Origin of the sequence: Pseudomonas aeruginosa (assembly GCF_001457615.1) — a bacterium.
Lineage (GTDB): Bacteria > Pseudomonadota > Gammaproteobacteria > Pseudomonadales > Pseudomonadaceae > Pseudomonas > Pseudomonas aeruginosa.
On record NZ_LN831024.1, the window covers coordinates 2,389,422 to 2,408,740 of the forward strand.

At 58.6% G+C, this 19,319-nt stretch carries 15 protein-coding genes, 1 tRNA gene and 1 pseudogene; 13 read left to right on the forward strand and 4 right to left on the reverse strand.

Annotation, left to right across the window (positions count from 1 at the left end; all coding sequences use genetic code 11):
- Nucleotides 1-78 precede the first annotated feature (78 nt).
- The 9 genes from thrS (at nucleotide 79) to AT700_RS11285 (ending at nucleotide 7,525) form a co-directional block, all read left to right on the forward strand.
- Nucleotides 79-2,001, forward strand: a complete 1,923-nt coding sequence (thrS, locus tag AT700_RS11245; RefSeq protein ID WP_003090677.1) for a threonine--tRNA ligase — start codon at nucleotides 79-81, stop codon at nucleotides 1,999-2,001.
- Complete coding sequence (gene infC, locus AT700_RS11250; protein WP_003119938.1) at nucleotides 2,001-2,552, forward strand: translation initiation factor IF-3; 552 nt, start codon at nucleotides 2,001-2,003, stop codon at nucleotides 2,550-2,552. The genes thrS and infC overlap by 1 nt, the downstream gene beginning before the upstream one ends.
- Nucleotides 2,553-2,613: 61 nt before the next feature.
- Entirely contained in the window at nucleotides 2,614-2,808 is a 195-nt protein-coding gene (rpmI, locus tag AT700_RS11255; protein WP_003090673.1) for a 50S ribosomal protein L35, read from the forward strand.
- Between the two features lie 23 nt (nucleotides 2,809-2,831).
- The gene (rplT, locus tag AT700_RS11260; protein WP_003099086.1) at nucleotides 2,832-3,188 is read left to right on the forward strand and encodes a 50S ribosomal protein L20; all 357 of its coding nucleotides are present in this window, start codon (nucleotides 2,832-2,834) and stop codon (nucleotides 3,186-3,188) included.
- A 97-nt stretch (nucleotides 3,189-3,285) separates the two neighbouring features.
- The gene (gene pheS, locus AT700_RS11265) at nucleotides 3,286-4,302 is read left to right on the forward strand and encodes a phenylalanine--tRNA ligase subunit alpha (protein WP_003090666.1); all 1,017 of its coding nucleotides are present in this window, start codon (nucleotides 3,286-3,288) and stop codon (nucleotides 4,300-4,302) included.
- Nucleotides 4,303-4,336: 34 nt separating this feature from the next.
- A complete protein-coding gene (gene pheT / locus AT700_RS11270) occupies nucleotides 4,337-6,715 on the forward strand; it encodes a phenylalanine--tRNA ligase subunit beta (RefSeq protein WP_023115260.1) in 2,379 nt (792 codons plus the stop codon).
- Between the two features lie 3 nt (nucleotides 6,716-6,718).
- Nucleotides 6,719-7,021: an integration host factor subunit alpha gene (gene ihfA, locus AT700_RS11275; RefSeq protein ID WP_003090661.1), complete on the forward strand. Its 303-nt coding sequence runs from the start codon at nucleotides 6,719-6,721 to the stop codon at nucleotides 7,019-7,021.
- The gene (locus tag AT700_RS11280; protein WP_003090655.1) at nucleotides 7,002-7,358 is read left to right on the forward strand and encodes a MerR family transcriptional regulator; all 357 of its coding nucleotides are present in this window, start codon (nucleotides 7,002-7,004) and stop codon (nucleotides 7,356-7,358) included. Before ihfA ends, AT700_RS11280 begins: the two co-directional genes overlap by 20 nt.
- Before the next feature lie 90 nt (nucleotides 7,359-7,448).
- Nucleotides 7,449-7,525, forward strand: a tRNA-Pro gene (locus tag AT700_RS11285).
- A 183-nt stretch (nucleotides 7,526-7,708) separates the two neighbouring features.
- Here the strand turns inward: AT700_RS11285 and AT700_RS11290 are convergent.
- Nucleotides 7,709-7,981: a hypothetical protein gene (locus AT700_RS11290; protein WP_157243785.1), complete on the reverse strand. Its 273-nt coding sequence runs from the start codon at nucleotides 7,979-7,981 to the stop codon at nucleotides 7,709-7,711.
- 548 nt (nucleotides 7,982-8,529) lie between these two features.
- Here AT700_RS11290 and AT700_RS11295 point away from each other — a divergent pair.
- Together AT700_RS11295 and AT700_RS29375 are read left to right on the forward strand one after the other, a co-directional pair.
- Nucleotides 8,530-10,236 (forward strand): hypothetical protein, encoded by a 1,707-nt coding sequence (locus tag AT700_RS11295; protein WP_033943644.1) that lies wholly within the window; start codon nucleotides 8,530-8,532, stop codon nucleotides 10,234-10,236.
- Nucleotides 10,233-11,810 carry a DUF2357 domain-containing protein gene (locus AT700_RS29375; protein WP_078801564.1) on the forward strand — a complete coding sequence of 526 codons (1,578 nt, stop codon included), beginning with the start codon at nucleotides 10,233-10,235 and terminating at the stop codon, nucleotides 11,808-11,810. The genes AT700_RS11295 and AT700_RS29375 overlap by 4 nt, the downstream gene beginning before the upstream one ends.
- Here AT700_RS29375 and AT700_RS11305 read toward each other — a convergent pair.
- Nucleotides 11,796-15,905 carry a DNA methyltransferase gene (locus AT700_RS11305; protein ID WP_078801563.1) on the reverse strand — a complete coding sequence of 1,370 codons (4,110 nt, stop codon included), beginning with the start codon at nucleotides 15,903-15,905 and terminating at the stop codon, nucleotides 11,796-11,798. The two genes, AT700_RS29375 and AT700_RS11305, sit on opposite strands and share 15 nt — an antisense overlap.
- A gap of 2 nt (nucleotides 15,906-15,907) precedes the next feature.
- Here AT700_RS11305 and AT700_RS11310 point away from each other — a divergent pair, with 2 nt between their 5' ends.
- Nucleotides 15,908-16,492, forward strand: coding sequence for a hypothetical protein (locus AT700_RS11310; protein ID WP_033943646.1), 585 nt, complete (start codon nucleotides 15,908-15,910; stop codon nucleotides 16,490-16,492).
- A gap of 28 nt (nucleotides 16,493-16,520) precedes the next feature.
- Here AT700_RS11310 and AT700_RS29380 read toward each other — a convergent pair whose 3' ends face one another.
- Nucleotides 16,521-16,823: a hypothetical protein gene (locus AT700_RS29380; RefSeq protein WP_033943647.1), complete on the reverse strand. Its 303-nt coding sequence runs from the start codon at nucleotides 16,821-16,823 to the stop codon at nucleotides 16,521-16,523.
- Nucleotides 16,792-17,973: a hypothetical protein gene (locus AT700_RS30150; RefSeq protein WP_153962790.1), complete on the reverse strand. Its 1,182-nt coding sequence runs from the start codon at nucleotides 17,971-17,973 to the stop codon at nucleotides 16,792-16,794. The genes AT700_RS29380 and AT700_RS30150 overlap by 32 nt, the downstream gene beginning before the upstream one ends.
- Before the next feature lie 196 nt (nucleotides 17,974-18,169).
- On the opposite strand from AT700_RS30150, the pseudogene AT700_RS11320 reads away from it, so the two are divergent.
- A pseudogene (locus AT700_RS11320) lies at nucleotides 18,170-19,309 on the forward strand (IS3-like element ISPa32 family transposase).
- Nucleotides 19,310-19,319: the final 10 nt, after the last annotated feature.

Sequence of the window (19,319 nt, forward strand, 5' to 3'; positions counted from 1 at the left end):
GCCCGGCGGGCGACGCTTACTGGCACATCCCAACCCACGTGGCCTTTGGTAGGGGTCACCACTAGGAGAGGAGGCGCCATGCCCATCATTACTCTTCCCGACGGCAGTCAACGTTCCTTCGATCACCCGGTCTCCGTGGCCGAGGTGGCCCAATCCATCGGCGCGGGCCTGGCCAAGGCGACCCTCGCCGGCAAGGTCGACGGCCGCCTGGTCGACGCCTGCGACACCATCGATCGCGACGCGACCCTGCAGATCATCACGCCCAAGGACGAGGAAGGACTGGAGATCATCCGCCACTCCTGCGCCCACCTGGTCGGCCATGCGGTCAAGCAGCTCTATCCGACCGCGAAGATGGTCATCGGCCCGGTGATCGAGGAAGGCTTCTACTACGACATCTTCTTCGAGCGCCCCTTCACCCCCGAGGACATGGCGGCGATCCAGCAGCGCATGCGCGAGCTGATCGACAAGGACTACGACGTGATCAAGAAGATGACCCCGCGCGCCGAGGTCATCGAGCTGTTCAAGTCCCGTGGCGAAGACTACAAGCTGCGCCTGATCGACGACATGCCGGACGAGAAGGCCATGGGCCTGTACTTCCATGAGGAGTACGTGGACATGTGCCGCGGCCCGCACGTGCCGAACACTCGCTTCCTCAAGGCGTTCCAGCTGACCAAGATTTCCGGCGCCTACTGGCGCGGCGACTCGAAGAACGAGCAGTTGCAACGCATCTACGGCACCGCCTGGGCCGACAAGAAGCAACTGGCGGCCTACATCCAGCGCATCGAAGAGGCCGAGAAGCGCGACCATCGCCGCATCGGCAAGCAGCTCGACCTGTTCCACCTGCAGGAAGAAGCGCCGGGCATGGTGTTCTGGCACCCGAATGGCTGGAGCGTCTACCAGGTGCTCGAGCAGTACATGCGCAAGGTCCAGCGCGACCATGGCTATGTCGAAGTGCGTACCCCGCAGGTGGTCGACCGCATCCTCTGGGAGCGTTCGGGCCACTGGTCGAACTACGCCGAGAACATGTTCACCACCTCCTCGGAAAGCCGCGACTACGCGGTCAAGCCGATGAACTGCCCGTGCCACGTGCAGATCTTCAACCAGGGCCTGAAGTCCTATCGCGACCTGCCGCTGCGCCTCGCCGAGTTCGGCGCCTGCCACCGCAACGAGCCGTCCGGCGCGCTGCACGGGATCATGCGCGTACGCGGCTTCACCCAGGACGACGCGCATATCTTCTGCACCGAAGAGCAGGTGAAGAAGGAAGCGGCCGATTTCATCAAGCTGACCTTGCAGGTCTACCGCGACTTCGGTTTCACCGACATCGCCATGAAGCTGTCGACCCGTCCGGCCAAGCGCGTCGGTTCCGACGAGCTGTGGGATCGCGCCGAAGGCGCGCTGGCCGATGCGCTGAACGAATCCGGCCTGGCCTGGGAATACCAGCCGGGCGAGGGCGCGTTCTACGGGCCGAAGATCGAGTTCACCCTGAAGGACTGCCTCGGCCGTAACTGGCAGTGCGGCACCCTGCAGTACGACCCGAACCTGCCGGAGCGCCTGGACGCCAGCTACATCGCCGAGGACAACAACCGCAAGCGCCCGGTGATGCTGCACCGTGCGATCCTCGGGTCCTTCGAGCGCTTCATCGGCATGCTCATCGAGCACTACGCCGGAGCCTTCCCGGCCTGGCTGGCGCCGACCCAGGCAGTGGTGATGAACATCACCGACAAGCAGGCCGATTTCGCCGCCGAGGTGGTGCGGATCCTCGGGGAAAGCGGATTCCGTGCCAAGTCCGACTTGAGAAACGAGAAGATCGGCTTTAAAATCCGCGAGCATACTTTGCTCAAGGTTCCCTATCTCTTGGTTATTGGAGATCGGGAAGTTGAATCGAAGGCCGTCGCGGTGCGTACGCGCGAAGGGGAAGACCTGGGCTCCATGCCCGTCACCCAGTTCGCTGAGCTGTTGGCACAGGCGGTTTCCCGGCGTGGTCGCCAAGACTCGGAGTAATCATTATTAAGCGTGAAATGAGACAGGATAAGCGAGCTCAACCGAAACCCCCGATCAACGAGAACATCTCGGCTCGTGAGGTACGGTTGATTGGAGCTGATGGCCAGCAGGTTGGTGTTGTTTCGATCGATGAGGCGATCCGCCTAGCCGAAGAGGCGAAGCTGGACCTGGTTGAGATTTCGGCCGACGCGGTGCCTCCTGTCTGCCGCATCATGGACTACGGCAAGCACCTGTTCGAGAAGAAGAAGCAGGCTGCGGTCGCCAAGAAGAACCAGAAGCAGGCGCAGGTCAAAGAAATCAAGTTTCGTCCAGGGACGGAAGAAGGGGATTACCAGGTAAAACTACGCAACCTGGTACGTTTCCTTAGTGAAGGGGACAAGGCCAAGGTATCCCTGCGATTCCGCGGCCGTGAGATGGCTCACCAGGAGCTGGGGATGGAGCTGTTGAAGCGGGTCGAAGCCGACCTCGTGGAGTACGGCACCGTCGAGCAGCATCCTAAGCTGGAAGGACGCCAGCTGATGATGGTCATCGCTCCCAAGAAGAAAAAGTAACCACCAGGGCACTGGCAGGCCTTGCGGTTATGCGTAATCACTCAATGCGGAGTATCCGAACATGCCAAAGATGAAGACCAAAAGTGGCGCGGCCAAGCGCTTCAAGAAGACTGCTGGTGGCCTCAAGCACAAGCACGCCTTCAAGAGCCACATCCTGACCAAGATGACCACCAAGCGTAAGCGTCAACTGCGCGGCACCTCGATGCTGAACAAGTCTGACGTTGCGCGCGTAGAACGCTCCCTGCGTCTGCGCTGATTATTAAGGTAGAGGATTAATTCATGGCTCGTGTTAAGCGTGGCGTTATCGCCCGTCGTCGTCACAAGAAAATTCTGAAGCTCGCCAAGGGCTACTACGGTGCACGCTCGCGCGTGTTCCGCGTTGCCAAGCAGGCGGTGATCAAGGCTGGCCAATACGCCTACCGTGACCGTCGTCAGCGCAAGCGTCAGTTCCGCGCACTGTGGATCGCCCGTATCAACGCTGGTGCTCGTCAGAACGGTCTGTCCTACAGCCGCCTGATCGCCGGCCTGAAAAAGGCGGCCATCGAGATCGACCGTAAGGTCCTGGCCGATCTGGCAGTGAACGAAAAAGCGGCGTTTACCGCGATTGTCGAGAAAGCGAAGGCAAGCTTGGCTTAAGCCCTACGACAATCACCGGACTTCGGTCCGGACGTAACGTCACCGATAGGGGAAGAGCCTTACCGCTCTTCCCCTATTTTGTATCTGGAGTCCATACATGGAAAACCTGGATGCGCTGGTCTCTCAAGCATTGGAGGCTGTGCGACACACCGAAGACGTCAATGCCCTGGAGCAGATCCGGGTTCACTACCTCGGCAAGAAAGGCGAACTGACCCAGGTGATGAAGACCCTGGGCGACCTGCCGGCCGAAGAGCGGCCGAAGGTCGGCGCGCTGATCAACGTGGCCAAGGAAAAGGTCCAGGATGCGCTGAACGCGCGTAAGACCGAGCTGGAAGGGGCCGCGCTGGCCGCCCGGCTGGCCGCGGAGCGCATCGACGTCACCCTGCCTGGTCGTGGCCAGCTGAGCGGCGGCCTGCATCCGGTCACCCGCACGCTGGAGCGCATCGAGCAGTGCTTCAGCCGCATCGGCTACGAAGTCGCCGAAGGCCCGGAAGTCGAAGACGACTACCACAACTTCGAGGCGCTCAATATTCCGGGCCACCACCCGGCGCGTGCCATGCACGATACTTTCTATTTCAATGCGAACATGCTGCTGCGTACCCACACCTCACCGGTGCAGGTGCGGACGATGGAGTCTCAGCAGCCGCCGATCCGCATTGTCTGCCCGGGGCGCGTCTACCGCTGCGACTCCGACCTGACCCACTCGCCGATGTTCCACCAGGTGGAAGGCCTGCTGGTGGACGAGGGTGTCAGCTTCGCCGACCTCAAGGGCACCATCGAGGAATTCCTCCGCGCCTTCTTCGAGAAGCAGCTCGAAGTGCGCTTCCGTCCGTCCTTCTTCCCCTTCACCGAGCCCTCGGCCGAAGTGGACATCCAGTGCGTGATCTGCAGCGGCAACGGCTGCCGCGTGTGCAAGCAGACCGGCTGGCTGGAAGTCATGGGTTGCGGCATGGTGCACCCGAACGTGCTGCGCATGTCCAACATCGATCCCGAGAAATTCCAGGGCTTCGCCTTCGGCATGGGCGCCGAGCGCCTGGCCATGCTGCGCTACGGGGTGAACGACCTGCGTCTGTTCTTCGATAACGATCTGCGCTTCCTCGGACAATTCCGCTAGGCCAGAACGCAACCGGATTCCTTAGGAGAACAGGATGAAATTCAGTGAAAAGTGGCTGCGGAGCTGGGCAAATCCGCAGGTTTCCCATGACGAGCTGGTCGCTCGCCTGTCCATGGTCGGCCTCGAGGTCGACGCCGACCTGCCGGTCGCCGGCGCCTTCAGCGGCGTGGTGGTCGGTGAGGTGCTCTCGACCGAACAGCATCCGGACGCCGACAAGCTGCGCGTCTGCCAGGTCAGCAACGGCAGCGAGACCTTCCAGGTCGTCTGCGGTGCGCCCAACGTGCGCGCGGGCCTGAAGATTCCCTTCGCCATGATCGGCGCCGAACTGCCGGGCGACTTCAAGATCAAGAAAGCCAAGCTGCGCGGCGTCGAGTCCTTCGGCATGCTCTGCTCGGCCAAGGAATTGCAGATCAGCGAAGAGAACGCCGGTCTGCTCGAGCTGCCGGCCGACGCGCCGGTCGGCCAGGACGTCCGCACCTACCTGGAGCTGGACGACTACACCATCGAGGTCGGCCTGACCCCGAACCGCGGTGACTGCCTGTCGCTCGCCGGCCTGGCCCGCGAAGTCAGCGCCATCTACGACGTACCGCTGGCGCCGGTGGCGGTGGACGCGGTCGCCGCGCAGCACGACGAGACCCGTCCGGTCGAACTCGCCGCGCCGGCTGCCTGCCCGCGCTACCTCGGCCGGGTGATCCGCAACGTCGACCTGAGCCGGCCGACCCCGTTGTGGATGGTCGAGCGCCTGCGCCGTTCCGACATCCGCAGCATCGACCCGGTGGTCGACGTCACCAACTACGTGATGATCGAACTGGGCCAGCCGATGCATGCCTTCGACCTTGCCGAGATCAACGGCGGCGTGCGCGTGCGCATGGCCGAGGACGGCGAGAAGCTGGTCCTGCTCGACGGCCAGGAAATCACCCTGCGCACCGACACCCTGGTGATCGCCGACCACCAGCGCGCCCTGGCCATCGCCGGGGTGATGGGCGGCGAGCACAGCGGTGTCAGCGACAGCACCCGCGACCTGTTCCTCGAAGCCGCGTTCTTCGACACCATCGCCCTGGCCGGCAAGGCCCGCTCCTATGGCCTGCACACCGACTCCTCGCACCGCTTCGAGCGCGGCGTCGACAGCCAGTTGGCGCGCAAGGCCATGGAGCGCGCGACGCGCCTGATCCTCGACATCGTCGGCGGCGAGCCGGGGCCGATCGTCGAGCAGGTCAGCGAAGCGCACCTGCCGAAGGTCGCGCCGATCACCCTGCGCGCCGAGCGTGTGACCCAGATGCTCGGCATGCCGCTGGACGCCGCCGAGATCGTGCGCCTGCTGCAAGCCCTGGAGCTGACGGTGGTAGCCGACGGGGAAGGGCAGTGGTCAGTCGGCGTACCGAGCCATCGCTTCGACATTTCCCTGGAAGTCGACCTGATCGAGGAACTGGCCCGTCTCTACGGCTACAACCGCCTGCCGGTGCGCTACCCGCAGGCGCGCCTGGCGCCGAACAACAAGCCGGAAGCGCGCGCCGCGCTGCCGCTGCTGCGGCGCCTGCTGGTCGCCCGCGGCTACCAGGAAGCGATCACCTTCAGCTTCATCGATCCGGCCCTGTTCGAACTGTTCGATCCGGGCACCCAGCCGCTGACCCTGGCCAACCCGATCTCCGCCGACATGGCGGCGATGCGTTCCAGCCTCTGGCCGGGCCTGGTCAAGGCGCTGCAGCACAACCTCAACCGCCAGCAGTCGCGGGTCCGCCTGTTCGAAAGCGGCCTGCGCTTCGTCGGTCAACTGGAAGGCCTGAAGCAGGAAGCCATGCTCGCCGGCGCCATCTGCGGCAAGCGCCTGCCGGAAGGCTGGGCCAATGGCCGTGACGGCGTGGACTTCTTCGACGCCAAAGCCGATGTCGAGGCAGTGCTGGCCAGTGCCGGCGCCCTCGGCGACTTCAGCTTCGTGCCCGGCGAGCACCCGGCGCTGCACCCGGGGCAGACCGCACGCATCGAGCGGGAAGGGCGGCTGGTCGGCTACCTGGGTGCGCTGCATCCGGAACTGGCGAAGAAACTCGACCTCGAGCAGCCGGTGTTCCTCTTCGAGCTGCTGTTGGCCGAAGTGGTCGACGGTCACCTGCCGAAGTTCCGCGAGCTGTCACGCTTCCCCGAAGTGCGCCGCGACCTGGCGCTGTTGGTGGACCAGGACGTGCCGGCACAAGACATCCTGACACAAATCCGTGCGGCGGCCGGCGAATGGCTGACGGACCTCAGGCTGTTTGATGTGTATCACGGTAAAGGCATTGATCCGCATAGAAAAAGCCTTGCCGTCGGCTTGACCTGGCAGCATCCATCGCGCACTCTTAATGACGATGAAGTCAATAGCACGACGCAGAACATCGTCACGTCGTTGGAAGAAAGGTTCAATGCCACGTTAAGGAAATAGCGTATGGGGGCTCTGACGAAAGCTGAAATTGCGGAACGTCTGTACGAAGAGCTGGGCCTGAACAAACGGGAAGCCAAGGAGTTGGTGGAGCTGTTCTTCGAAGAGATCCGCCAGGCGCTGGAGCACAACGAGCAGGTCAAGTTGTCCGGTTTCGGCAACTTCGACCTGCGCGACAAGCGCCAGCGCCCCGGACGCAACCCGAAGACCGGCGAAGAAATCCCGATCACGGCCCGCCGCGTTGTCACCTTTCGTCCAGGGCAGAAACTGAAGGCCAGGGTTGAGGCATATGCTGGAACCAAGTCATAACGACGAGCTGCCACCGATTCCCGGCAAGCGCTACTTCACCATCGGCGAAGTCAGCGACTTGTGCGCGGTCAAGCCCCACGTGCTGCGCTACTGGGAGCAGGAGTTCCCGCAGCTCAACCCGGTGAAGCGCCGCGGAAACCGCCGCTATTATCAGCGCCAGGACGTGCTGATGATCCGCCAGATCCGCGCGCTCCTCTACGACCAGGGCTTCACCATCGGCGGGGCGCGCCAGCGCCTCTCCGGCGACGAGGCCAAGGACGACGTCACCCAGTACAAACAGCTCATCCGCCAGATGATCGCCGAGCTGGAGGAAGTCCTGCTGGTCCTGAAGAAGTGACGGAAGCAAAAAAAAACTTCCACTTATCAGAAGCTTAGTATATAGTGCGGCTCACTTCGGAAGCACAGTCACTGAGCTTGGAAGTACAGTCGGGGCGTAGCGCAGCCTGGTAGCGCACTTGCATGGGGTGCAAGGGGTCGAGTGTTCGAATCACTCCGTCCCGACCAAAAAACCCTAAAAAATCCAGTCACTTAACGGTGACTGGATTTTTTATGCAGGGCGTTTTCCGTTGCTAATTCGAATTTGCCTATTTTGGTTGCCAATTGAGACTGCCTTCATGCCACATCATTCGAGCGTGTTGCTGAGGGAGTGTGGGTGGCGGATTTCAAGGTGGTTGTTGCGTGAGTGTGTCACGCTGCGTTTGATGTTTGCTTTAGTACCATATCCAACTCCGGGTTCAGGTACGTGATTGGTGCCAGCGGCCAATTCCTGATGTTGCCGCTCCAGCGCTCCGGCTGTCGTGCGTGCGCCACCTCATACAGATCGATACGTCTTTTCAGCAGTTTTTCCGCCTGGCCGGCATGTCGCTGCGCCGGGGTCACGAACTTCAGTGCTCTGTGGCGGTGCTGGTGGTTGTACCAGTCCACGAAACGGTTTGCCCAGATCTTGGCTTGCTCGAGCATATCGAAGGGCCGCTCCGGCCACAGTGGGCAGTACATGACCGTGCGGAATAGGCTTTGTCATTGCTTGCCCGGGGGCGGCTGAACTAGGGCATCACGCCCGGGTTCTGTATGGCATGCCAGCATGGTCGAGCCCTTCCCTGATCGACATACCCCGCTCGAAGCCATTTGCGCAGAATCGCTTTATCCATGGGCGTGTTGGCGAGCAGCCAGTCGCGGCTGATGTTTTCGAAACAGCCACGAATATCCCCCTCGAGGACCCAATGCGCTGACGCGCTTTGCCTGCGCATGATCGTGATTGCATGGAGCTTCGTTTCTGAAGTGATCTACAGGCTAAGGCAGGACTCCCTGCGCAGCCCTATCGGTTATGCCTCATGAGAGGCATTTACCCCCGCGCTCAGAGCTGAGACTATCGATGGCAATATCAACATAGGTTGCAAAAGATTCGATAGATGGCTCTTTCGATAAATGATCTACAGGAAATGACCAGCGGGTTCGCTTCCACTGGATACGGATGCTCGAGCATTCCTTCCTCGCCGCAGAATCCAGTCATGCTGGAATGGACTGATGATGTGGGCGATTTCAGAAAATTTCGCCTCTGGGTTTATGAGATTACTCATGGTGGTGGCGGCCGTGACGCAAAGGAAAACCGTATCCAGATTACCAACGCTCCCTCCAAGGGGGATGGTATGGACCATGACGGAGCCATTGACCTAGTCATGGGTTATTCGCCGAGTCGGCGTGTTCTGGTGGCCTATGACAGGCGATGGTTGGAGAAGCGCATGGAGAAGGGGGAGGGATCCCCGTCGGTCCAGGTAAAAGAGGAGGACATTAACGCGGCGCTGGTTACAGGGATACACCGCGTTACCAAGGATGTTTCCTTCGGCGTGGCCAGCATTGTGACTCTTAAGCCCGAACTTTTTCCCGAATACCTCAAAAATCATGAGGCCTTGCTATCAGGGGCGATGGCGACAAACAGCGTCCCCCAAATAACTGGAGGCACCAACGTGTCACTCTGGCAATTCTGTCTTGATCGGGGCTTCTACTTTGAGCCAGACTTGCTGGCTAGGTATGTCGCATCCATTGCTGCTAAGCCATTTGTGATCCTGGCCGGTGTTAGCGGCACAGGCAAGTCGAAGATGGCGGAGCTGGTGGCGGAATTCTACTCTTCGACTAGGGAAGTGCTTCCAACTACTAAACCGGCAGGTCGTGCGCCTGCAGTTGGTGATGCATTTATCTTTGCCCCCGATAAATGCAAAAGCGATAAATCTCGTTTTGCCCTAGTGCCCGTGCGGCCTGACTGGATCGACAATCAGTCCATTATCGGTTTTGTGAACCCGATCACCGGAAGATACGAGTCGACTCAAGCTCTAGACCTAATGCTCAGAGCCGCAAAGGCTCTGGAGGATGCCCCGGAAAAGGCTGCCGCCCCCCGTTATTTCATGCTACTCGATGAGATGAATTTGGCGCGCGTAGAGCACTATTTCAGCGACTGGCTTGCGTGTGCGGAGAGTAGGCGGTACCAACAAGACGGTGCGATCAGTCAGCAACCCATCCCACTGCATCGACATGCTGCGGCAACTGCCAGCCTCATCGGCCCAGGCCAGGCCGCTGTGGATGTGGACGTTCCAAATGCTCTACCTATCCCCACCAATCTGATAGTGACTGGTACCGTCAACGTCGACGAAACGACTTTTGGCTTCAGTCCTAAGGTGCTGGACCGTTCGATGGTGATTGAGTTCAATGACGTTGACTTGGATGGTATGAGGTATGGTGTTGCCGCAGCTGTTCAGAACGGCTACCGCTTTCCTGAAGAATTACCGCCGTTCCGTTTACCTACGACCGCTGCGTTTAAGGATTTGTCACAAGAAGCGCATGACCACCTTGTTTCGATAAACCGGATTTTGGAAAGGGCACAGCTTCACTTTGGCTACAGATCTGCCTCAGAGATCGGTTGTTTCATGCAGATTTATAGCAGCATCCTCCCTGAGGACGTAAACGATACTGCTATGCTCCGAGCACTTGATGGGGCCGTTCTTCAGAAGATCTTGCCGCGTATTCAGGGGAACCGAGCCCGGCTGGAGGAAACTCTTTGCACTCTGCTTTGGTATTTCCGTGATCTCGCTATGCCCGGATCTGACCAGGACATTCAGACTATCAGGTGCGATGATGCAGCGAAGCTCCCGAAGTCTTATTGCCGTGGTTTTGAAATGCTGGAACGGTTGCGCGGATTCGGCTTTGTGACCTTTTTCAAGTGAGTAAGATTGCATTCGAATACCGCCCTCGGCGCTGCGATGGGTTGAGCTCAGCTCTTGTCGGGGACGTTGTCGACCTGGCGGAGAACGTCGAGTACGTCATTGAATTCCCGGAGGCGCCGTCTGCTTCGGAAGTTGGTGCACTGCTTGAAGTGGGCTATGAACCTATCGGTGACAAGATGGGCGTGCTGGCTTTCAAAAACTTTGTAGGGACGGCCCGCTTTGCCGGAGTGACCCTGCGGGTTTCCTCATCCAAACTCGGCGAGGAAGGGGTTTCTGGCCTGCTCGAGCAGGTATCGCGTTTATCATCGAACTTGGTGTTTGGGTGGCGTTCGCCCGCAGGCTTTTCCGCGATTGCGTCTGGGGACTCTAAGTCTCCAATTCCGTATCACCAGCTGCAGTTTCTGCGAGAAGTCATCCTTCGGCGGGAGGCAGGACTGCGCCTACAAGATTTTTTTGCAGTTGTGGAACGGAATCCGACTCGGAGGTTTGTGTTGGAGCGGCCGGTAGTTCCCGCTGAGCGGGTTCGTAGCTTCGATGCGCGCTCGGTTACCGATATATTTAATCGGCCAGATCGACTGATTACGGTACGCGAGCACTACGCTGTCGCCGGTAGTCCGTTAGCACGGGCCCTCAAAATTGGGGTACCTCCTGTAGAGCATTTTCCAGCGCGGGTATCAGTGTCATCACGGCGACTGTCTTTCGACACCCCCGAGAATCGCTTTGTCAAGCACTTTCTCGGAGAGTGCTTGACCATCGTATATAAGCTGCTCGATGACCGGAACATCCATATTCAAATGCGCTCCGATTGCCGGGAAATGGCAACCATTCTCGAGACAGCCTCGAGGTCGCTATTCCTATCAGAGGTCGGTGTTCTAACAGCATTCACTGGCCCTACTCATGCTCTTGCCAAGGTGGAGGGCTACAAGGACATTCTGGATCTTTGGCTGCAGCTGGGGGCGCATCAGTCCTTGCCCACTTCTGAAAGGGAGGTCCAACGGCTGCTCCAAGGAAAAGATGTCGCGCTGTTGTATGAGTATTGGGTGTTCCTCAAGGTGCTCGAAGCTGTTTCCTTGGTCATGGGCATCTCAGCTGGCTCTGTAACGGTTTCGCGCAGTGCCCTGGGCGAAGGTCTTGATCGCGGCCTTGTCGTGCGGCTGTCAGCCAGCGTAGCCGTCGCCTTCAACCCCTCCTACGTCAGGTCGGCTGGGGCCGCTTATTCTACTCCGCTAAGGCCGGACGTCGTTTTGACCCTCAATGGGGCGCGTTTTGCCTTTGACGCGAAGTATCGATTGCAGTGGCTGACATCGTTGGAGGATGGTCAAGATGATGAGGCTTCATTCGTCCGCGCTGATCTGTACAAAATGCACACATACCGGGATGCGATCACGGATATGAAGGCTGCCTTTGTGGTTTATCCGGGTACGGAGTTTGTGTTTTTTGAGAGGGGCGGCGGTCGGCGCCAGTGCCCTGGCGAAATTATGGTGTTCGATGGCGTTGGCGCCATTCCGGCGAGGCCGGATGGCGCCGAGGTATCGATGCTACTGGATCTGGTGCAGGCGTTACTCGATCAGTGAACCTTGTTCTGGTTGTGACGCTTTCTCCATAAGTTCTCGGATGTCTGAGAAGTCGACAAAAATACTGGCATCCGTGGAGGCCAGGCGGCGCATTACTTCCGCATGAATTCCCTGGACGCCGCGGACCGCAAATTGGGGGGTGGTGGCAAGCTCGGCTACTAACGCCGGAAGGTCGAATGCCTTGGCTGTCTTCCTGGGTGGGGTTGTCTTGACCTTCTCGGGTTTGCGAAGGTTCATCACTACGTCGAAATGGGCGACGTCCTCCTGCCCGCTGCGACCCTTGTAGCCTTTGTGGCTCTGTTGCTTGCGATCAAGGGATGCCGCCTCATGGAACTCAAAGCCTGCTTCCTTCGCCGCGCTCTGAAGGGCTGCCCAGACTCCTCCGTCGGTGTTATGGAAGACGACAGTGGCCCAACCGCCCGGTTTAAGTACACGAGCTATCTCGCGCATTGCTCCCGTCATTAGTGCTTCATACCCAGCCAGTGTCTTACCGCCGGCCGATTCGGCAAGTGATTTGTTGACAACCGCCTCATTGGTTGGGTCCGTGATTCTGCCAAGCCATGACTCCCAGATCAGGTTGCAGTCGGCGTAAAAAAGGTTCGATCCGAAGGGCGGGTCAGTGAAGACATAGTCAATGCTCCCGTCTTGCACATCTGCAAGGTCGGTGGCGCTCCCGTTCAAGACAAACGGCATCTGTTCGGCCGTAGGCTGGAAGGTGGCATAGTATCTTTTCAACTGCGCGATCTTGTTGCGCATGACTTCGAAAACGTTGCACTCAGAAGATAGTTGTGGGATGTAGAGTGTTCCCGTCAGCGGGCGCTGGCCGCCGCGCGCGTTGTAGCGCCGCATACGCGTTCCATGCCATGACGTATTGGTGAAGGCGAAGGCCATTGCCAGTCGCTTGCGCTTATCGGTGATCTCTCCGATGGCACTCCAGATCAGCGACAGTGCGAGTAGGTTTCTGTCTGTGTAGAAGTCCGCAACTTCCCGGACATTCTTGTTCTGGAGTGCGCAGCGGATATACATCTCCCTGTCCGGGCCTATGTCGACCGACGGGAACCAGTCCTCAATATCCTTTCTTGAAAATGATAGGGCCTTGGTGATGTCGCTCTTTTCGGCCTTGCGCTCCAGTCTCCGCCCGTCCGTCGTCTCATAAGCAAGCCAGGCGGGTACCGAGTCGATTGTGGGGAGTTTTTTTCGAACGATTTCGTGCTCGCAAAGAGGGCAGGTAATAGTGGAGCCTATGCGCCCTTCGTATCGGTCGATGGCATCCCAAAGAGCGAAGCTCTTTCCGCAGTGGGGGCACTTGTGCCTGGTGCTCCACATGGTCCAATGGAGCAGCGCAGGCGCACCGCTCTCATCCGTGGTGCCATAAATTTCCCGCATACGCAGGCCCACTTTTTCCTCGATCTCGGCAAACGCGGCTTCGAGATCCTCTGGGGCGCAGGGGTGAGTGTGGTTCCATGCGAGGTGGACGGCAGCGGGCGACAGATCGTTGAGAATTGCCAGACGGCCGGCCAAGGCGGCCGCGACACCCGTCATGCCGGATCCGCAGAACGGATCCAGAACCACATCCCCCGGTTTCGTAAAGTGCTCGATGAAAGGGATGATTGCCTCGGGCGGCACCTTCGTGTGGTAACTATGTGCTGTGTAGAGCGCACTGTTGCGTCCGCCTGGAACCAGTGGCGCAGCTGGTGCCTTCTTCGGGGCTGGAGCCATCATCGTGATGGGAAGGCTGTCTTTTGATGAAAGGTATTCTTTGATAAAGTCGCGCTTTTCCTGGACTTCCATGTTTTGCAAGGTCCACTTGCCCCCGACTTCACTGGCGCCGAGGCGCGCGCACCGTTGCGCAATGTTTGGCATCGTGATTCCGGAAAGACTGTAGTTCTTTGCGAGCAAGGCTTGAATTACAGCCGAATAAATATCATCAGTTCGGCTGGTACCATTCAAGAGGGCACTTTTGACGGCCCCGTCAATGAATGCCGTCGAAGCCATAGTACTGCTCATGTCCTTGGCGCAATGCGCAGGCCTCCTCATGGTGATGAGAAGGTCGAGCGTTGTTACGCTCTCTTTGCCTGTGACGCCCTTAACGCCTTTGATCGACGGTTGCCCTTTATCGAGGATGTGCACCGTGTGGGTTTCGAGCTTCGCCTCCGCCATGGCCTTTTGAATTTCCATCCATACCTGATCGTCGGAGTTCGAGAAGGCAAGCACGGCATAGCCACCTGGCTTCAATACTCGCGCAGCCTCGGAAAAGGCCTTCGTCATTAAATGACCATAATCGTCCATGGTCTTTCCGCCCCCGACCCTGCCTCGGCTCTTATTAACCACGATTTCCTCCGTGTTGTCGGTCAGGGAGCCAAGCCATGCCTCCCACAGCAGGGAACTGTCCGCGTAGAAGATGTTGGACCCGAAAGGCGGGTCCATGAAAACCATGGATACGGAGCCATCGGGCAGGCAGGAGAGGTCTGTGGCCGACCTGTTCATCACCTGGGCCGTGGCTGACGTTTCGGGGAATCTCTCAAAGTATCGTTTCACGTCGGCAGCTTTTCTCCGGAATAGGCTCCAGACATTCCACTCGTACCGGAGTGATGAGATGTATAGAGTGCCCGTCATCACGTTCGTGGGGCGCTTCGCGTTCCATTGATAGCGGCGGGAGGCGCGGTTGACGCAGGCCGTGAAGGCGAACATCAAGGCTTCGCGAATGCGTCCCTCCGAGGTGGTGACAATCGAATGGCGAAGCGCGGCAAGGGCATGCAGGTTCCGCCTGGTGAAAAAGTGACTGACTTCGGATATGCCCATGCCCGTGTGGGAGGCTCTCCACATCTCCCGCTCGGACCCGAATGGAACGCGGGGTATCCAATAGGGGATGGGAGCTTCATTTGCTTCCTCGATCAATTCCAACTCATGCTGGGTTGGGGCGTGGGCGGAGATTCTGGTGCTCCCGGCGGACACGTGAGTCTGCACGGGTATTTCCGATATCCAGACGAGATCGCTTTTGCGCAGATACGTGTCACAGTGTGGACAGGTAAGCCCACGAGCATCGGTTCCACCTGCCGTATGGACAACATCCCAGTAGAGAATGTCCTTTTGGCATTCACCGCACCTGAAAACATCACTCCAAGTTGTGTACTCGATAGTCTGTCCTGGCTGCATGATAGGTTGGTAGAGCCAGCGCATGGTTGGATCGACCTGCTCCGCTACCTTCTTGAGGGCCCTGGAGAACTCCTTTGGGTCACAAGGCGTTGTGTAGTTTCTTGAAATGTGGACTGCAGCAGGCGACAAATCGGAGAGCAGCGCATTGCGGCCTTCCATTAGCGCCGCGACACCTGTCATGCCCGATCCCGAGAAAGGGTCAAGGACAAGCTCTCCAGGCTTGGTAAGGGCTCGAATGAAGGGGCGAATCGCCTCGGGAGGAACTTTGGTGTGATAGCTGTGCGCCCGGTACTCGGTCGTGGATTTACTAACCTCGACGCGCTCGGGGATGCCCGAGGGCGAAAGATGCTCGTCCGAGCTTGACACGGGCGGAAGTGGACGTGTTGGGCGGTCGGGATATTCAACTGCGTGTTGCTCAAAGTGCTGTCGTACGGATGCTGTCACCTCGGCGGCATCGGATGAGATTGCCTCTCTAACATCCGTTGGGAGTCGGCCTGCGCTAAGCAGTAGGAGATCGATTGGGATGCCCACGATACCTGACAGAATCGAAGCCTGATCCTCAGTAAGGGCGCGCTCGTCTGACTCGACATAACTCATGAAAGACTTGGTAACGCCCAGCTTTTCTCCCAGAGCTTCTAGCGACATGTCCAGAGACTTACGTCTAGATTTGATTGCATTTCCTGCTGACCATGGCTTCATGTAGCTGCTACCTAGAATGTAAAAATTCACGGCTTGAAGGTTAACAATCTTTGTCAACTTTTTCCATGTGGCCGAAAGGCCTGCCTGGATCGATGCGCTGCCATCATGCTGCGGGGGACTGTGCTGAGCGAAGGGGGAAAATGGGGTTGTTCGCGTGGTCAACATCAAGAGCAGTAAGGTGAATTGGCGTTGCGCTTGGGCGATGCCGATCCCTTCAGGCCAGCAAATGGAATGCACCACACATGGTCGCCATCAGCTTCGACCGCCACTTGTACTACCCGCTGCTGGCATTGGAGGACAAGGATGCGGTGCCGCTGAAACTGCGCCCGCTGGCCTTTGACGCGCCCAGCGAATGGGAGTTTGTCCGCGATCTGGAGGCGTTCTACAACTCCAGCGAAGGCAAGGATGCGATTGGCCCGCGCAGTCTGTATCTGGTGCGCAATGCGGATCGGGAAGAGAAAGGCCTGGGCTTCGCGTTGGCGGGCAACTTCTATCCGGACTTCCTGCTGTGGCTGGTGGACGATGCCAGCGGTAAGCAGTGGCTGACGTTTGTCGATCCGAAGGGGCTGCGCAATCTCGACCTGTCGCACCCCAAGTGGGGTCTGTACAAGGAAGTGAAGACACTGGAAACAACGCTGGCGGCGCAGGCCAAGGTGGGCGAAGCGCCGCTGGTCTTGAATGCCTTTGTCCTCTCGCCGACGAAGTTCGCCGACCTGCTAAACGTGGGCGACCCGACAAAGAAGGCCGATCTGGAAAGTCGCAACGTGCTATTCATGGAGGACGGTGGGCAGACCTACCTGAGCAAGATGTTTGCCCGCATTGTCTAAGAGAGTTGATAGGCGCTGGCTTGTGTGACTACAGCCAGTGCCTTGGTACATCGACCCCATAGTTTTTAGCTACTGTCTCTAGCGTGGCGATTATCTCGGCATGTCTTGCTTGGTCAGCGGGTTGCCAGCTTGCACGACGCTCCAGCATGAGCTTGAGCTCTCCCAAGTTGTACATACCCAGTCGGTGAAAGTTGCCCCAGCTAGGTATGCCAAAGAGGTTGTAAATGGTGACTGTGGCGTCGCGCTCGCTGGCTAGGCGTTTCTCACCTGTCAGCTTCTCAGCGGCTTCTTCAGCTTCGTCACGGTCTTCGTAGGTGTTGAGTAGTTTCATCGTTTGTCGCCTGACTCTGGGTTGCGGAATTTATCAGGCCTTCATTAGCGGTGAACAGTTCATCATCGGGGTTTACGATCAGGTGAGGGACTGCATTAGCTGACATGCTTGGCTTTGCTGAGCAGTGCATCCTTTGCTTAAGCGTCGAAGCTATGTCTGGCGCTAAAAGTACGGGGGTAACTTTGCTGGTAGACGCATCGCAGTAATGGCAGAACCTTGAGTCAGGCGGGCTTAGCAAGTAGCAGGCAGTGCACTCAACGGCTCTCCCTCTCCATGCTTGTAGGGCCTTCAGCATTGTTCCGGCGATGAGCTCGGCTCGGCCCTGCACCGTGTTGTCCAGGGTTGTGGCTGACTGTGTAGCCGCCATCTGAAGCTGTTTGGCTCTATGGGCCTCCAGGGCGCGCTGCAGTTCGGCCTTCTCATTGGCGAGCTCAATCTGCCGGGCTTGCTCAGCAGCTTGAAGCTCTGCCTGTTCTAGTTGCCACTGAGCGTTTATTTCGGCTGCCAGTGACTGAAGCTTTTGCAGGGCTTTTGCTGCGAGCTTTTCGCCGCGAATTGATCGGATCCAAAGTCGGTTTGCCGAGTCATGCAGAACCGCGTGCTCGAATCTGGCTGGATCATTGATCTGCTCCAGAGTCAGGTGGTGGAGATCTATCTCCATGCTGGAATGTTCCAGGGCTTCGAGCTGGCGATAACGCTCATGCTCCATCCGCGTTGAAAGCTTGATCCGGACGATCAGCTGCCTTTCGGATTGGTGCAGGACGGCATGCCCCCTCAAACCGCCCAGGTCAACAAACCGCTCAACGTGATGTGCATGTATCAGCACTGGTTTCAGATCGACCTTTTCTTCCAAAAGTCGGCCGTCTTGTGTAGCAACCCGAACTGTTTCTATCTGCGCAGGGAGAATTAGCTGTTTGTGCTGGGCAATCAGGGCGACCGCTGCACGTCTGACACCTTCGCGGAAACCATCAAAGCAGTCATTCGATTTTGCATGGCGGAAATGTGGGACAACCTTCTCGCCATTGTTAGCGGCATTTAAGGGTTGTTTACAGCCAGGGCATACGCAGCCACACCGAAGCCCGTTCTCAACCTCGTGCGCTCGAAAGAGGGTGCCATCACGCTCACCGAAAGGGATTTTGGTCTCGTGCATGTCCTGTGCTTACGCCTTCCAGGTGGTTTGTGTCTTGGATGCAGGAACTTAGTCCAACCTGCTCTGAAAGTAATCAATCGGAGTATGGTTTGTCATGAAAGTGTTGCGGTTGAGTGCGGTTGTCACGGTGACCTGCCCCCCGATTTCAGTACCACGTCAAACTTAGTAGAGTCCGTTTTCCAAGCAGGAGACGGCAGTGAAAAAGCGTTTTACCGAAGAGCAGATTCTCGACTTCCTCAAGCAGGCGGAGGCCGGTGTGCCGGTGACGGAACTGTGTCGCCGACACGGCTTCAGTGATGCCTCGTTCTACACCTGGCGGGCCAAGTTTGGCGGTATGACCGTGGCGGACGCAAAACGGTTGAAGGATCTTGAACTGGAAAACAGCCGATTGAAGAAGTTGCTCGCCGAGGCCCACCTCGACATCGAGTCGCTGAAAGTGGTCGCCCGGGGAAAAGGGTAAGCCCGACAGCACGGCGGGAGGCGGTGCAGGAGATGCAGGCGCGAACCGGCATCTCCGAGCGTCGTGCCTGTCAGTTGATCGGGCTGTCCCGCTCGGTGTTGCGCTACCAGCCGCGAGCCAGTGTGCAAAACACCGAGCTGCAAGCCCAACTGGTGGAACTGGCCCAGGAGCGCCGGCGCTTTGGCTATCGCCGCCTGCACATCCTGCTGCGGCGTGCTGGCGTGCAGGTCAACCACAAGCGGATCTATCGCCTGTACCCGCGCTGCCGGCTTGATGGTGAAACGGCGGCGCCGCCGCCATGGCGTCGCGGTGGAGCGCGAACGTCTGAGTTTGCCGAGCGCACCAAACCAGGTCTGGTCGATGGACTTCGTCTTCGATGCACTGAGCACCGGACGGCGGATCAAATGCCTGACGGTGGTCGATGACTTCACCAAGGAGTCGGTCGGCATCCTGGTGGAGCACGGTATCAGCGGCTTTCGCGTCACACGGGCGCTGGACGAGGTGGCGCGGTTTCGCGGCTACCCGAAAGCGATCCGCACCGACCAGGGGCCCGAGCTCACCGGCAAGGCACTCGATCAATGGGCCTATCAGCGCGACATCAAGCTGAAGCTGATTCAGCCTGGTAAGCCCACGCAGAATGCCTTCATCGAGTCGTTCAACGGTAAGTTCCGGGACGAATGCCTCAATGAGCACTGGTTCTGTTCGCTGGCCGAAGCGAGAATCCGCATCGCGGCCTGGCGGCGGGATTACAACGAACACCGACCGCACAGCGCGATTGGCAATCTCAACCCGGCAGAATTTGCTGCAAGTTGGCGAACTCGCCAGCAGCAGCTGAAGCAGGAAAAATTAATATCAACCCCAGGGCCTACTAACTAGGCAGCGGTAC